Raw genomic sequence first — 12,632 nt, 5'->3', positions numbered from 1 at the left:
CGCGCAATACTGCACGTCACGCGCTCACCACGGATAAGGGAGACCGATGCGCTGACGTCCAGGTCCTGTCCCTGACCTCCCGGGGTTTGCAGGTCGACATCGACGCCGAGAAGGCGCGCACCAACGCCCGGCTCGCCAACGACTACCTGGCGAAAATCATTGCCCAGCATCCCGATCGGTTCCGTGGGTTCGCCGAGTCCTCGCGCGAGGCGGTCGAGGGCTTCGAGCGGACGACGCTGTCCGCGCCCGACCGGGCGAAGATCGCGCACGGCAACGCCGAACGGCTGCTGCGCATCGGTTAAGCCGCGCGGTTGTGCAGCTTGCGCGGGTCGACGCCCGCGCGGCGCCACGCCGCGGCCGCCCACGGCAGGTAGATGAACGACACGGGCAGCCGATTGATCAGCGGATTGAGCGCGCGCACCGCGGCGGCGAACCGCTGGAATCGCTTCTCCTTCTTGGCATCCCACTGCAGCTGGCACACCTCGCGCATCTGCGGTGGCAGGGTACCGACGAGCACCAGCCGGGTGTAGGCGTTGAGCGGCGCGGACACGATCTTCCAGATCGGCCCGGGAATCCAGCGCGGGCCCGGTATCCCCTTGCGGATGTAGCCCGTGCCGTACAGGACGGTCTTGTGCGGGACGAACCGCTCGAGCATCCCGTCCCAGTACGCGACGAACTCGTCGTAGGTCTGCGGCTGGCCGCGGTCGCTGACCCCGTACAGGCCGTACCAGATCTTGCCCTCGTTGAAGATCTGTTCCTTTTCGGCGCGGGACAACCGGCGGATGAACGTGTCGGTCGTGTAGATGACCTGATCGACGAAGGTGGCGTGCGCCCAGTAGAACAATTCCGGATTCAGCGCGTGATACCTGGAGCCGTCGCTGATGGTGCCCTTGATCGGCTTGTGGAAATCGCGGACCTTGCGGCCCCACTCGTGCGGGTCGGCGGAATAGACGGTCTTCATCAGGGGCGGACCGGTTCGTTTGGCCCGGCCCAGCGTGTCGCTGAAGATCACCGAGTGATCGAGCACGCCCTGCGCGAGCTGTTCGATGCAGTTCTCCACGCCGGCGGTGCGCTGAAACCCGAAGAACTGGGTCCGGTGATCCCCGTAGAACTTCCACGTCAACGAGTCGGGCCCGAGCCGTGGCGACGCGACGGCGATTTCGTCGTCGACCGGCATGGGGACGGCTTCGCGAACACCGGTGTCGAAATCCTGGCCGGCCCGTTGTGCCGTCATCGCATCCTCCTGCCCGACACGCTGAGTATGAAACAGAGAAACAAACACGTATCTTTGTGTCACAGTAACAGGGTCGCGTCGAGATTGCCGGGAGGGTGGTGATCCATGCAGAACCGCAGCGCTGGCGGCAATCTCGCCGAAGCGAACGACGTCGACCGCGCCATCCTGGACACCGCGCGAACGGTCTTCGAGACCTACGGCGTGCGCCGCGCGAACATCGAAGACGTCGCGGCCCGGGCCGGCGTCAGCCGCAGCACCATCTATCGGCGTTTTCCGTCCAAGGACGACCTGTTCGAGCAGGTGGTGCGCAGGGAAGCAGAACTCTTCTTCAGAACGCTCGACCAGGCGACCGCGGGCTGTGACCCAAAACAGGCCGTGATCGAGGCCTTCGCGCTCGGCGTGCGCCTGGTCCAGGATTCGCCCCTGTATTCCCGGATTGCCGAAAGCGAGCCCGAACTGTTGGGGATGTTTTCCCGATCGCGGGCCTTTCCGATCGGCCAGTTCGCCGAGGGGATCGCCCACACCCTGCGGCGGTGCGGGGCCGGGGCATCAGAACCCGACCTGGCCAACATCGCCGACATCCTGCTGCGCGTGGCCCTCGGCATCATCGTGTTCCCCACCGACCGACTCGACACCTCGAACCAAGCGGCGGTGCGGGACTATGCGGCCCGCTACCTGGTCCCGATCATCGGCGCCTAGTCGAGGTGGAAGTGCGGCCCGACGTCTTGGGCAGGCCAGGGCAGAACGGGGTTCACGTTGTAACACTCCTCACGAGGCGGGCCTTGAGTCACGACACGGCCGTCATCGATCGTGTCTCCGGGCGCCTCGTGACAGCGCTGCCAGGTTCCGTTGGGCTGGATCGGAAAGTCGCAGTACGACTCGAAAGGGGCGGTGGTCTGACATCCCGCCGATGCCGAGGGCGCCAGCCCAACGCCCACGCTCACGAGTCCACCGACCATTGCCGATGCCGCAAGTCCCGCGATCACGTTTTTCATTAGTGGAGGCTACGACACTGGTTGCCCGCTACTCAACATGCGTCCGAAAGGTGGCACGGCCGCCGGAGACGCGGCTTCGACTTGTCGGGGCCCTGAATTAGCCTGATACCCGTGGCTGGGTTTTCTGGCACACCTCGCACCCGATACGCCAGTTGCGGCGACACCGACATCGCCTACCAGGTGTTCGGCGATGGACCGATCGACCTGATACTGCTTCCGGGGCCCTCGATTCCGATCGACTCGGTCGACGCCGAGCCATCGATGTACCGGTTCCATCGGCGGCTGGCGTCATTCGCCCGGGTGGTCCGGCTCGACCAGCGCGGGATCGGGCTGTCGTCGCGCGTCCCCTCGATCGACCTGATCGGGCCGCAGTTCTGGGCGAAGGACGTCGTCTCGGTGATGAACGCGGTGGGCTGCGAGCGGGCCACGATCGTGGCGCCGGGCTTCACCTCGATGACCGCGCTCACGCTGGCGGCCGAGTACCCGGAACGGGTGAGCAGCCTGGTCATCATCAACGGCGCGGCCCGCACCCTGTACGCCCCCGACTACCCGATGGGCGCCAAGATCGAGACCCTCGACCCGTACACGACCGTCGCAATCGACCCTGACGCCGTCGAGCAGGGCTTCGACATGCTCGGCATGATCGCGCCGAGCGTCGCCCGCGACGACGCCTTCCGCGCCTGGTGGGACGCGGCCGGTAACCGCGCCGCCTCGCCCAGCATGGCGCGCGCGATGATCCTGACCATCCGGCAGGCCGACGTGCGCGACACCCTGCCGCGCGTCACCGCGCCGACGCTGATCCTCCATCGCGCCGGCTCCGAATTCACCCCGGTCGAGCACGGCCGGTACCTGGCCGAGAACATCGCGGGATCGCGTTTCGTGGCGCTGCCGGGCGACGACACCCTGTACTGGGTGGGCAACACCGCGCCGATGCTCGACGAGATCGAGGAGTTCATCACCGGCATGCGCGGCGGCTCGGACGCGGAGCGCCTGCTCACCACGATCGTGTTCACCGACATCGTCGGTTCGACCGAGCGGGCGGCCGAACTCGGCGACGGGCGGTGGCGCGACCTGCTGGACAACCACGACACCATCATTCGGCACGAACTGCAGCGGTTCGGCGGGCGTGAAGTCAACACCGCCGGGGACGGGTTCGTCGCCACCTTCTCCAGCCCCAGCGCCGCGCTCGCGTGCGCCGACGACATCGTCGACGCCGTGCGGGTGCTGGGCATCGAGGTTCGGGTCGGCGTTCACGCCGGCGAGGTCGAGGTGCGCGGGGCCTTGAAAAACGATATCGCCGGCATGGCCGTGCACATCGGTGCGCGCGTGGCGGCGCTCGCCGACGCCAGCGAGGTGCTGGTGTCCTCGACGGTGCGCGACATCGTCACCGGCTCGCGCCACAGGTTCGCCGACCGCGGCGAAAGCGAGCTCAAAGGCGTGCCGGGTCAGTGGCAGCTCTGCGCCCTGGTGCGCGAGCGCGCCGCCGTGCGGCGGTAACGAACGAGTCGGCGTAGGCTGCCGGCAGGGGTATGTCGGAGCCGGAGCTCACGAGGCGCCCACCTCGATTCCTGCTGCACCACTTGATTTTTGATCGAAGGAGTACGCGTGACCGACGTGCATGTCTCGCTGCCACCCGCGCTGCGCCGAGCGCTGGACCTACTTGCCGATCCGCCGGCGGATCCGGACGTGAGCAAGGGCTATCTGGATCTGCTCGGCGCCGGATCGGCCGAGGACGACGGCGTCCCGAAGAACACCGGTCCGATACAGGCGGCGTGGGCATCACCGATCGGGTCGATGTTGTACGACAACGCCCAGGCCCTGTCGCGGCGGCTGATCAGCGCGTGGCAACTGCCCATCGAGTGGCTGAGCATCCCGCCGGGCGGCGTGGCGCTGGACGTCGGCTCGGGCCCGGGCAACGTCACCGCGTCGCTGGCACGCGCGGCCGGTTCCGACGGGCTGGCCCTTGGCGTCGACATCTCCGAGCCGATGCTGGCCCGCGCCGTCCGCAATGAATCCGGGCCGCAGGTCGGCTTCATCAAGGCCGACGCGCAGCGACTTCCGCTGCGCGACAACACCGTTGACGCGGTGGTCTCGACGGCCGTGCTGCAGCTGGTTCCCAATCCCGCCGCGGCACTGGCCGAGATGGCCCGGGTGTTGCGGCCGGGTGGCCGGCTGGCGATCATGGTGCCCACCGTCGGGCAGGCCGCCAGGTTTTGGCAAAAGCTGCCGAACGTGGGGGCGCACGTATTCGGCGACGACGAAATCGGCGACATCCTGGAAGACAACGGATTCGTCAGCGTCCGGGTCAAGAACTACGGCACGTTCCAGTGGGTGCGCGGCAAGAACGGCTGAGAGTTTCAGTCGTGCTTGAAGGCGGGGTGACCCCGCCTGAGTACTCCTAACAGCAGCTCGGGAGGCGCGACCCGGAAGAAGGCGGACGCCACCCGGTTGACGCGGCCGGGCACGACGACGGCCTTGCCGGCCGCCAGCCCGTCGATTCCGGCCTGGGCGACCTTGGCGGCGGGCACCCACATCACTTGGGGCAGGGCCGATTCGGCCTCCTCCTTGGAAAAACCGGCCGCCTCGCCGAATCCGGTGTCCACCGGCCCCGGGCAAAGCGCCGTCGCCCCGACCCCGGTGCCGCGCAGCTCACCCCGCAGGCTGTGGGTGTAGGACAACACGAACGCCTTGGCGGCGCCGTACGCCGCCTGGCCCGGCAGGGGTCCGAATCCGGCCACCGATGCCACGTTCAGCACGGCGCCCCGACGGCGTTCGACCATTCCGGGCAGAAAGCGGCTGCACAGGTCCACCACCGCGGCCACATCCACCTCGACAAGGTTGAGTTCTTGCTCCGGAACGGATTTCGCGACCAGGCCGAGCGTCGAAAGGCCGGCGTTGTTGACCAGGATGTCCGGAACCAGGCCGAGGGCCGCGACGCGGTCCGGCAGTCCCGCCCGCGCGCTCCGGTCGGACAGGTCGGCCGGCAGCGGGTGCGCGTGGGGACCCAGCCCCGCGGCCAGCGTTTCGAGACGGCCGGCGCTGCGGGCCACCAGCACCACCTGATAGCCGCGCCGCGCGAGTATCTCGGCGAACTGTTCGCCGATTCCTGACGAGGCGCCGGTGACGATGGCGGCGCGGTCGGCGCCCGGCGGTGGCAGGGCCATGTCAGCTGTCGCGTGCCTGGGCGAGTGTGGCGAGCCGGTCGATCGACTCGCGCAGCATGTCCGACGTCGTCGAGGCAGCTCTGGCCAGCCGGGTGCTGTCGTTCAGCTCCGTCCAGTCGTACGTGTGGGTCACGCTGGTCAGGGTCGCGTTGATCGGTTGCAGTTCCCAGCGCCACAGGTGGCCGGGCGGCAGCTTCTTGGGCTCTGCCGGGCGCCACGCGATTTTGGTGCCTTCGATGAATTCCACGACGTGGTTCTCCCGCACGGCACCGTTGGTCAGCGTCGTCTTGAACACTTCACCGACCCGGTGCACCCGCTGGCCCGGGGCGGCCGAGGCGAGGTTGCCGTTACCGTCCCAGCTCGGCTGCTGGGCGGGATCGGCGATCAATTCGAAGATCCGCTCGGCGCTCGCCGAGATGACGCGGGTCGCGCTCACGATGCGTTCGGGTTCCATGTCGCCATCCAAACATGCCCGCGGGGCGGCGCGGATGTGACTTTCGGCCGGCGGTCTTCGGGACCTTCGGCCGTCGTGGCGCTCGCGGTTGGGCTGGCATCGTGATCGGTGCCGGGACAACCCGGTGGCCTGTCCGAAGAGTAGTAAGCCCATTTTTGGGTGAGGCCCCCACGGCCTGCTTGACCCACCGTCACAAGACGGGGATCTGCCTTCGGACAGGCCATTTACGTCGCGTGCCCGTTAACCCGCGCGGAGCGCCTCGACCGGTCCGGACAGCGCGGCCTTGATGTGCCGGGTGTCGTCGTCCGCCAACACCTCCGCGTCGCCCCGCTCGATGCCGTCGACGATCTGCCGCGCAACCTCGCGCGGGTCGTTCTTCGGCACGTCGAAGCCGCTCGTCATGTCGGTCTCGGTGAAGCTCAGGTGCACGCCGGTGACCAGGGTGCCCTGCTTTTCCAGCTCGATACGCAGCGAGTTCGTCGCCGCCCATAAGGCCGCCTTCGAGTCGCCGTAGCCGCCGAAGCCGGCCACCCAGGACAGGATCGAAAGGGTGTTGACCAGGGCTCCGCCGCCGTTGTCGGCCAGGATCGGGGCGAACGCCTTGGCGACCCGGAGCGCGCCGAAGTAGTTCGTCTCGAACACCTCACGCACCTCCTCGATGTCGCTGCCGAGCAGCTTCGGCGCACCGATGATGCCGGCATTGTTGATGACGATGTCGGCGTCGGAGGCCGTAGCGGCCAGCGCCGCAACGGAATCCGGCTTGGTGACGTCCAGCTCGAGGGCGACCACCCGCGGGTCCTCGCTGGGCTTGGGCGCCCGCGCGGTGGCGTACACCTTCGCCGCGCCCCGCCGCAGGAACTCCTCGACGATGGCCTTGCCAAGCCCGCGCTGTCCGCCGGTTACCACGACCGTCGCGCCTTCGATGTTAACCATGATATGTGCTCCTTGACGTAGCTAAAAGCGTTTTGACTATGTCACCATAGTTGACACTGACGACATAGGCAAGTATCTTTTGGCTATGTCTTTGGAATGGTTTGCGTCACAGCGCTACGAGCTGGCGCCGGCCCCCGGTGGCCTCGGCCTGGTCCAGGACTTCCTCAACACGGCGGGTATCGAGGGATACGGCCCGGACCTGCTGGCCGACGCGGCCGCCGCGGGCGACTGGGCGGCCGCCGCGGTGCGGGCCTGGTCGACCGCACGCGGGCTGGACGTGCAGGCGCCGCCGCTCGGCGACGCGGACGTGGCGAAGCTTCGCGCCCTGCGCGACACGATCGCGGGACTGGTAGCGGGGGAATCGCAGGCGGGACGAGGAACGGGCGCCGCCTCGGCGTCCCTGACGCTGTCGGAGGCCGGCGAGGTACGGCTCGAACCCGCCGGAACCGGCTGGCGCTGGCTGGCGTCGGCGCTGTGGGGAGAGGTTCTGCTCAGCCAGCGGGACGGTACCTGGCGACGGATCAAGCGGTGTCACAACCCCCAGTGCGCGTCGACGTTCTACGACCGTTCGAAGAACAACAGCGGGGTGTGGCACGACGTGAAGACGTGCGGGAACGCCGCGAATTTGCGGGCGTCGCGCGCCCGCCGACGCGAACGCGACCGCGCGGGGAGCTAGTCCGGGCCCCCGGCCCTCAGCAGCGCTCGACCCCCTTCGGCATGATCCGCGGGCGGGAACCCGATTGGCGCGGAGCGCTTCTCAGCACCGCCTGCAGGGCGTCGCACGCCCGTGCCTTGATCGGTGTGACGATGTCGAGGCTGGTCGGGCTCTGGCGCATCCAGTGCTGCGGTGTTGGCACAGTTGCCGTCCTTGTCCGTCCCTTGTCCATTCGGCGGTTCGCCGACTCATTGAATTGCATCCCAGGGGTTTTACGGGCGCGCCGCGCCGCGGTAAACGTCGCGAAAAGCCCTTTTGTGGCGTCAGGCACATTCGCGGCGGCGCGACGGACCCGTCACACCCCGGCCCGGAACCGTCGCAGATAACCGAACAGCCGGTGCGCCGGTATGGCCTTCGGCCAGTCGTCGGCGCGGAAGTACGCGTCGGTCCCGCCGTCGACGAAAATAACACTGCCACAAAGGAAGTCGGCGGAGTCCGACAGCATGAAACGCATCCATTCGGCCAGTTGTCCGGCGTCGCCGAAACCGCCGACCGGCACCGGGAACGATCGAACCGCTTTCGCCTGCCGCGGGTCCGACAGCTGCTCTTGCAGCATCGGCGTCATGATGGCGCCCGGCGCCAGGGCGTTGAGGCGCACACCCGAGCCGGCCCACTCCGGTTGCACCGCATGCCGGCGCACCCAACGGGCCACGGCGATTTTCGAGGCCGCATACATCATCGTCGGCGCGGCCGGCCCGAACGGCCGCACGGATCGCACCGCCCTGTCGGCGTCGTGCGCGAGCAACGCCCGCACGGTCCGCCCGGGCACCGCGGGCACGGTCGTCGTGGAATTGCTGGAGACGACGACGACTTTCGCGCCGTCAACCGCGGCCAGCGCCGGTCGCAAGGCGACGAGCAGCTCGACCACGCCGAGGTAATTGACCTGAGCGATCAGTCGGGCCCGGTCCCGGCCCCGACTAGGGCCCAGGCCGGCGGCCAGCACGGCACCCTCGAGCCTGCCGCCGCAGGCCGCCAGGATGCCGTCGGCGGCCGCCTTGCGGCCGTGTGGCGTCGACAGGTCGGCGACCACGTCGGCATCCTTCACGTCGACACCGATCACGGTGTGTCCGTCGGCCCGGAGCCGCTGCGCGGCCTCGCGGCCCATCCCGGACGCGGACCCACTGATCGCGTACGTGCCCATTCAGATCTCCGTTGCTCGCCCGTCAGGTTGTGGTGGCGGCGCGCTCGACGTCGAGCAGCTGCTCGCCCCGGCGCTCCTCGTCGTACGCCTTGCGGCCGCCCCGCAGCCCGAACAGCCGTTTCGATATCAGCAGGTAGATGACGGCGGCCACATTGATCGTGAAGGTGACCAAGCGGGTCATCGTGATGCCCTTGGCGAGGTCATGGACTTCCAGCGGCAGGAAGACCGACGTGGCCACCACCGCGAAGTACTCGCCCCAGCGCTTCAGCAACCACAGGCCGACGGCCTCGATGACCTCGATCAGCGCGTAGCCGACCAGCATCAAGGTCAGCAGGGCCAGTGTGGATGGCTTGGCCGCGAGCGCCTTTTCCAGCTCGTGCACGATCGTCATCTGATCGACCTTGAACCCGGCGGCGCGGAAGATCGGCAGGTCACGGTCCAGGGTGGCCTGGATGGCCCCGCGTGCCCCGCGGAATTTCCAGACGGCGTACGCCGCGAGGGCAATCACGATCGCCCGAAACAGCCGTTCGACCGCGAGCGCACGAATGATGATGGCCTGGCGTAAAGCCTTGCCGCGCATGATCATCGGTGCGTCGTCGGAATGGCCACGCCCATGCGGTGCACCGACGGTGAACTCCCCGCAACGCAGGCAGCGCCAGACTTCGCCCAGACCGGTGGTGCCGCTGAGCCGCTCAGCGAGCGCCTTATCGTCCGGCGCGTACGTCACATGCCCCGCCAGCGCGCAGGTGACCAGTTCCCACCGGTTGATGCCGCGATCTTTGCGCATGGCCGATCATTCAACGCCCGGCGCGAACGACGCAAGGGGGCGGGGTCAGAAGCGCACCCTGGTGCGGCGACGTCGGGCCCTCGGGCTGACCGCGCCGAGCAGCGCGGCGAACTCGGCGACTGGGATCTCGTCCAGATGATCGACGGCGGCGACGATGTCGTCGCGCAGCGCCTCGTCGCAGAACGGCTCGGCGAGCCAGCCGAGCTTGTCGACGACGCGCTGCCAGGACATCGGCCGGGTGGGCGATCCCTCGTAATCGCTCTGCTCGCGGCTGAATTCCCGCCCGTCGCGCGTGAGCACGTGCACGCGGGCCGCGGTGCGTCGGGGGTAGGCCGCGGTCAGGTCGGGCGCGGCCCTGACGTCGACCCGGGCCAGCAGGTCCTGAACGTCGCCGCGCAACAGGCGTTCCGACTCGATCTGGCCGGGACCGACGCCCCCGTCGAGCAGCGCCACCGCGCTTAGATATTTCAGGTTGTAGTCGGCCTGCTCCTTGGTCAGCGGGTGGTCCTTCCCGCCGTACGCTCCCCCGCCGGCGAAGTCATAGGCGCCCTGGAACACCTCGAGCCTCACCCGCGCGACGTCTTCGGCGCGCAGCCTGTTGTCGCCGCGGATCGCCAAGATCGCATCAATGATGGCCTGTCCGTGGATAAGTGAGCAGTACTGCTTCAGGTAGGTCTGCTCGACGCAGGCGAGCGTCCGGTCTGCGGTGTGGAAGTCAATCGGCCGATCGAAGAGCTGCACCAGGCCGTGCGGGCCTTCGAACAGCGCCTTGGGCCCGGTGATGCCGCGGCCGGCCAGCATCGTCGCGTACACCGCGCGCATGCCGGTGATCGCGGGCGAGATGCCCTTCCAGTTCGAGACCGGTTCGGCGTGCACGGCCGCGAGTGACACGTTGTCGGCGCTGGCGGCGGCAATCGCGTTGGCGGTTTGCTCGGCCTCGAGCCCCAACAGTTTCGCCGATCCCGCCGCGACCGACATCGCCAGTTGCAGTGCGTGATTGAGCCCGCGCGCCATCACGGGAACCTGGGCGCTGAACCGGCACTGGATCTCGTAGGCGACCGCGAGCGCCAGCAGGAAATCCGCACCGGTGGCGTTGACATGCTCGGCCACCGCCAGGATCGCACCGAAGTTGTCGGCGGGATGGCACAGTCCCCCGGCCGTCAGATAGGTGTCGAGCAGATCGGGGTAGCGCACCAGGACCGCGTTGAAGAACGCCGCCTGATCGACCGAGGCCCGGCCACCCCCGACGAGCGTCGCGGTGGGGACGCCGCTGAACTGGTCGGCGTGTTCGCGAATCGTGGCGATCAGCTCACCGTCCAGCGAACCGACGGCGCAGGCAACGCTGTCCAGCACGTTGCGTTTCAGCAAGGCCCGGGGTTGTCCGCTCAGGTCCTCCTGCCGGGCGCCGACGACGAAGCCGGCAAGCTCGTCGACAACATAGTTATGTGCCATGGGGTTTCGTCCTCCCGTCGTTGCCTCCACTGAAGCGCGGCACCGACACGGAAGTCCAGGATCGATCTCTTACCAGTGCTCGACCGGAGTTCCTACCGCAGTTCGGCGCCCGAGGCGAGGGCGTCGCGGTGCGGGTCGTCGGCTGGAGCCCACCACCGGTCGGTGGGAGGGGCGAGCCAGCCGCGGCCGCGCGCTGTCGTCAGCAGCGCCTCCACCAGCCCACGCACACCGGCCCGATCATCGTCTTGGCGGTGCAACAACGACCATGTCCACAGGGGTGTCGGCGCGGCGACGGGCCGCTGGCCCAGGCTGGGTGGAATGACCGCGGTATGTCGCTTCGGTGAAGCCAGCACGGGGGCGCCGATCCTGCGCACGTGGGCGTAGAAGGCGTCACCGGTGACGCCGCCGTCGTCGATCCTGACTATCCGCGCACCCGTGTGGGCCGCGAACTCGCCGGCGAACCGATTCCACGACGACCATGCCGACTCGTCGGCGTCGACGAGGACCTTGACCCGTTGCGCGGCAATCGGTTCCGGTGATCCGACGCCGGGAAGCACGGCCTGCAGGGGTTCTGCACGCAGCAGGTGCGCCGTCAACCCGCGTTGCTTGACCTGCTCGCCGGTCACCCACGCCAGCGCGACATCGAGCGTGCCCTCCGCCACGCGGTCGGCCTGCGCGTGCGACGGCAGCACCCATTCGTCGACTCGCAGCGCCACCTCGGGCCCAAGCAGGCTGGTGATGTCGTCGGGCAGCCAGCTGACGTAGCCCAGCCGCACCGGCGTGCTCTCGGCCGCCGCCAGCTGCAGTCGATGCTTGGCGTCGTCGGCCAGGCCCAATATTCTCCGCGCGTCCGGCAGCAGGGTGCGCCCGGCTTCCGTCAGCCGGACGCTGCGCCGGTCTCGTGCGAACAGCTCGACGCCCAACTCGCGTTCGAGGGCGATGATCTGTTGGGAGAGAGCCGGTCCCGAAATATGCTTCCGCTTGGCAGCACGGCCGAAGTGCAACTCCTCGGCAACCGCCACGAAGTAGCCCAGCTGCCGTAGTTCCATCAGATGAGCTTAAGTGGCCCTACCTGCGGTAGGAAGCGTGACTTAGCACTGGTCGAAAGCCAGTCGTGGACGCGCCGACGTTCCGGGGGTTGGCTGGGCTAAACCAACCGCGATCACCCGAGGAGGGGCCGGTGCGACTCCCCCTGTTGCCACCGAGTGGTTTGACCGCCGCACAACAAGACCTGTACGCCGACATGCGTGCCGTAATCGACAGCGGCTTCGGTGAACTCGTGGCATACCGCGGCGACGGCGCGCTGGTCGGGCCGTTCAACGGTTGGCTCCATTTTCCCCAATTCGGTTCGCCGGCTTGGGCGCTCAACAGATCGCTGTGGGAGCATGCCGTACTGCCCGGCAACGTCCATCAATTGGTCATTCTGGTCACCGCCGCGAAGTTCGGGGCGCGCTACGAGATCTACGGGCATGAGTACTTCGCACGCCGCGCGGGGCTGTCCGACGACAAGATCGCCACCACCGCCGCCGGTGAGCGCCCCGCCGACTTGACCGACGACGAACGCGTCGCGTACGACATGGCGGCCGCGCTCAACCGCGGCGGCGTGCTTCCCGAAACCACCTATCGAGCCGTCGTAACTCGGCTCGGCGAGCAAGGGGCTGCCGAGATCGTGTTTCTGGTCGGCTGCTTTTCGATGGTCGCCGTGACACTCAACGCATTCGACGCCGGAGTGCCCGGCCGCGAGGAGACGTAGCGCC

The 12,632-nt window shown here is 68.2% G+C and carries 16 protein-coding genes; 6 read left to right on the top strand and 10 right to left on the bottom strand.

What is annotated here, in order from left to right:
- The first annotated feature begins 86 nt into the window (after positions 1–86).
- The gene (locus AC5Y2S_RS27375; RefSeq protein ID WP_499959651.1) at positions 87–302 is read left to right on the top strand and encodes a hypothetical protein; all 216 of its coding nucleotides are present in this window, start codon (positions 87–89) and stop codon (positions 300–302) included.
- Here the strand turns inward: AC5Y2S_RS27375 and AC5Y2S_RS27370 are convergent.
- Positions 299–1,234 (bottom strand): oxygenase MpaB family protein, encoded by a 936-nt coding sequence (locus AC5Y2S_RS27370; protein ID WP_499959647.1) that lies wholly within the window; start codon positions 1,232–1,234, stop codon positions 299–301. The genes AC5Y2S_RS27375 and AC5Y2S_RS27370 overlap by 4 nt on opposite strands.
- A 105-nt stretch (positions 1,235–1,339) precedes the next feature.
- On the opposite strand from AC5Y2S_RS27370, the gene AC5Y2S_RS27365 reads away from it, so the two are divergent.
- Positions 1,340–1,933 (top strand): TetR/AcrR family transcriptional regulator, encoded by a 594-nt coding sequence (locus AC5Y2S_RS27365; RefSeq protein ID WP_499959646.1) that lies wholly within the window; start codon positions 1,340–1,342, stop codon positions 1,931–1,933.
- Here the strand turns inward: AC5Y2S_RS27365 and AC5Y2S_RS27360 are convergent.
- A complete protein-coding gene (locus tag AC5Y2S_RS27360; protein WP_499903258.1) occupies positions 1,930–2,193 on the bottom strand; it encodes a CDGP domain-containing protein in 264 nt (87 codons plus the stop codon). The genes AC5Y2S_RS27365 and AC5Y2S_RS27360 overlap by 4 nt on opposite strands.
- Before the next feature lie 147 nt (positions 2,194–2,340).
- Between AC5Y2S_RS27360 and lipJ the strand changes: the two genes are divergently transcribed.
- The gene (lipJ, locus tag AC5Y2S_RS27355) at positions 2,341–3,726 is read left to right on the top strand and encodes a bifunctional lipase/adenylate cyclase LipJ (RefSeq protein WP_499959644.1); all 1,386 of its coding nucleotides are present in this window, start codon (positions 2,341–2,343) and stop codon (positions 3,724–3,726) included.
- A 108-nt stretch (positions 3,727–3,834) separates the two neighbouring features.
- Positions 3,835–4,581, top strand: a complete 747-nt coding sequence (locus AC5Y2S_RS27350) for a class I SAM-dependent methyltransferase (RefSeq protein ID WP_499959642.1) — start codon at positions 3,835–3,837, stop codon at positions 4,579–4,581.
- Positions 4,582–4,586: 5 nt separating this feature from the next.
- Here AC5Y2S_RS27350 and AC5Y2S_RS27345 read toward each other — a convergent pair whose 3' ends face one another.
- The 3 genes from AC5Y2S_RS27345 to AC5Y2S_RS27335 all read right to left on the bottom strand — a co-directional run bounded on the left by AC5Y2S_RS27345 (position 4,587) and on the right by AC5Y2S_RS27335 (position 6,780).
- On the bottom strand, positions 4,587–5,393 hold the full coding sequence (locus AC5Y2S_RS27345) for an SDR family NAD(P)-dependent oxidoreductase (protein ID WP_499959641.1): 807 nt from the start codon (positions 5,391–5,393) through the stop codon (positions 4,587–4,589).
- 1 nt (position 5,394) lies between these two features.
- The gene (locus AC5Y2S_RS27340; RefSeq protein ID WP_499959639.1) at positions 5,395–5,847 is read right to left on the bottom strand and encodes an SRPBCC family protein; all 453 of its coding nucleotides are present in this window, start codon (positions 5,845–5,847) and stop codon (positions 5,395–5,397) included.
- Positions 5,848–6,087: 240 nt separating this feature from the next.
- On the bottom strand, positions 6,088–6,780 hold the full coding sequence (locus tag AC5Y2S_RS27335; RefSeq protein ID WP_499959638.1) for an SDR family oxidoreductase: 693 nt from the start codon (positions 6,778–6,780) through the stop codon (positions 6,088–6,090).
- Between the two features lie 85 nt (positions 6,781–6,865).
- Between AC5Y2S_RS27335 and AC5Y2S_RS27330 the strand changes: the two genes are divergently transcribed.
- Positions 6,866–7,456 (top strand): CGNR zinc finger domain-containing protein, encoded by a 591-nt coding sequence (locus AC5Y2S_RS27330; protein ID WP_499959636.1) that lies wholly within the window; start codon positions 6,866–6,868, stop codon positions 7,454–7,456.
- Positions 7,457–7,472: 16 nt separating this feature from the next.
- Here the strand turns inward: AC5Y2S_RS27330 and AC5Y2S_RS27325 are convergent, their stop codons facing one another.
- From AC5Y2S_RS27325 to AC5Y2S_RS27305, 5 genes are all read right to left on the bottom strand, one after another.
- Positions 7,473–7,637 carry a hypothetical protein gene (locus AC5Y2S_RS27325; protein WP_499959635.1) on the bottom strand — a complete coding sequence of 55 codons (165 nt, stop codon included), beginning with the start codon at positions 7,635–7,637 and terminating at the stop codon, positions 7,473–7,475.
- Between the two features lie 153 nt (positions 7,638–7,790).
- Positions 7,791–8,636 carry an SDR family oxidoreductase gene (locus AC5Y2S_RS27320; RefSeq protein WP_499959634.1) on the bottom strand — a complete coding sequence of 282 codons (846 nt, stop codon included), beginning with the start codon at positions 8,634–8,636 and terminating at the stop codon, positions 7,791–7,793.
- A 22-nt stretch (positions 8,637–8,658) separates the two neighbouring features.
- Positions 8,659–9,423, bottom strand: coding sequence for a DUF2127 domain-containing protein (locus AC5Y2S_RS27315; protein ID WP_499959633.1), 765 nt, complete (start codon positions 9,421–9,423; stop codon positions 8,659–8,661).
- A 45-nt stretch (positions 9,424–9,468) separates the two neighbouring features.
- Positions 9,469–10,875 (bottom strand): MmgE/PrpD family protein, encoded by a 1,407-nt coding sequence (locus tag AC5Y2S_RS27310; RefSeq protein WP_499959632.1) that lies wholly within the window; start codon positions 10,873–10,875, stop codon positions 9,469–9,471.
- Positions 10,876–10,967: 92 nt separating this feature from the next.
- Entirely contained in the window at positions 10,968–11,924 is a 957-nt protein-coding gene (locus AC5Y2S_RS27305; RefSeq protein ID WP_499959630.1) for a LysR family transcriptional regulator, read from the bottom strand.
- 131 nt (positions 11,925–12,055) lie between these two features.
- Between AC5Y2S_RS27305 and AC5Y2S_RS27300 the strand changes: the two genes are divergently transcribed.
- Entirely contained in the window at positions 12,056–12,628 is a 573-nt protein-coding gene (locus tag AC5Y2S_RS27300; RefSeq protein ID WP_499959629.1) for a carboxymuconolactone decarboxylase family protein, read from the top strand.
- Positions 12,629–12,632 lie beyond the last annotated feature (4 nt).

Source organism: Mycobacterium sp. NGS69, from assembly GCF_059812165.1.
Note: the sequence above shows the minus strand (reverse complement) of the source record. Positions and strands in the feature narration are given on the sequence as shown.

Coding starts and splice junctions, on each gene's coding strand:
- AC5Y2S_RS27370 (WP_499959647.1), bottom strand. CDS start 1,234: ATGACGGCACAACGGGCCGGCCAGGATTTCGACACCGGTGTTCGCGAA.
- AC5Y2S_RS27365 (WP_499959646.1), top strand. CDS start 1,340: ATGCAGAACCGCAGCGCTGGCGGCAATCTCGCCGAAGCGAACGACGTC.
- AC5Y2S_RS27360 (WP_499903258.1), bottom strand. CDS start 2,193: ATGGTCGGTGGACTCGTGAGCGTGGGCGTTGGGCTGGCGCCCTCGGCA.
- AC5Y2S_RS27345 (WP_499959641.1), bottom strand. CDS start 5,393: ATGGCCCTGCCACCGCCGGGCGCCGACCGCGCCGCCATCGTCACCGGC.
- AC5Y2S_RS27340 (WP_499959639.1), bottom strand. CDS start 5,847: ATGGAACCCGAACGCATCGTGAGCGCGACCCGCGTCATCTCGGCGAGC.
- AC5Y2S_RS27335 (WP_499959638.1), bottom strand. CDS start 6,780: ATGGTTAACATCGAAGGCGCGACGGTCGTGGTAACCGGCGGACAGCGC.
- AC5Y2S_RS27330 (WP_499959636.1), top strand. CDS start 6,866: ATGTCTTTGGAATGGTTTGCGTCACAGCGCTACGAGCTGGCGCCGGCC.
- AC5Y2S_RS27320 (WP_499959634.1), bottom strand. CDS start 8,636: ATGGGCACGTACGCGATCAGTGGGTCCGCGTCCGGGATGGGCCGCGAG.
- AC5Y2S_RS27315 (WP_499959633.1), bottom strand. CDS start 9,423: ATGCGCAAAGATCGCGGCATCAACCGGTGGGAACTGGTCACCTGCGCG.
- AC5Y2S_RS27310 (WP_499959632.1), bottom strand. CDS start 10,875: ATGGCACATAACTATGTTGTCGACGAGCTTGCCGGCTTCGTCGTCGGC.
- AC5Y2S_RS27305 (WP_499959630.1), bottom strand. CDS start 11,924: ATGGAACTACGGCAGCTGGGCTACTTCGTGGCGGTTGCCGAGGAGTTG.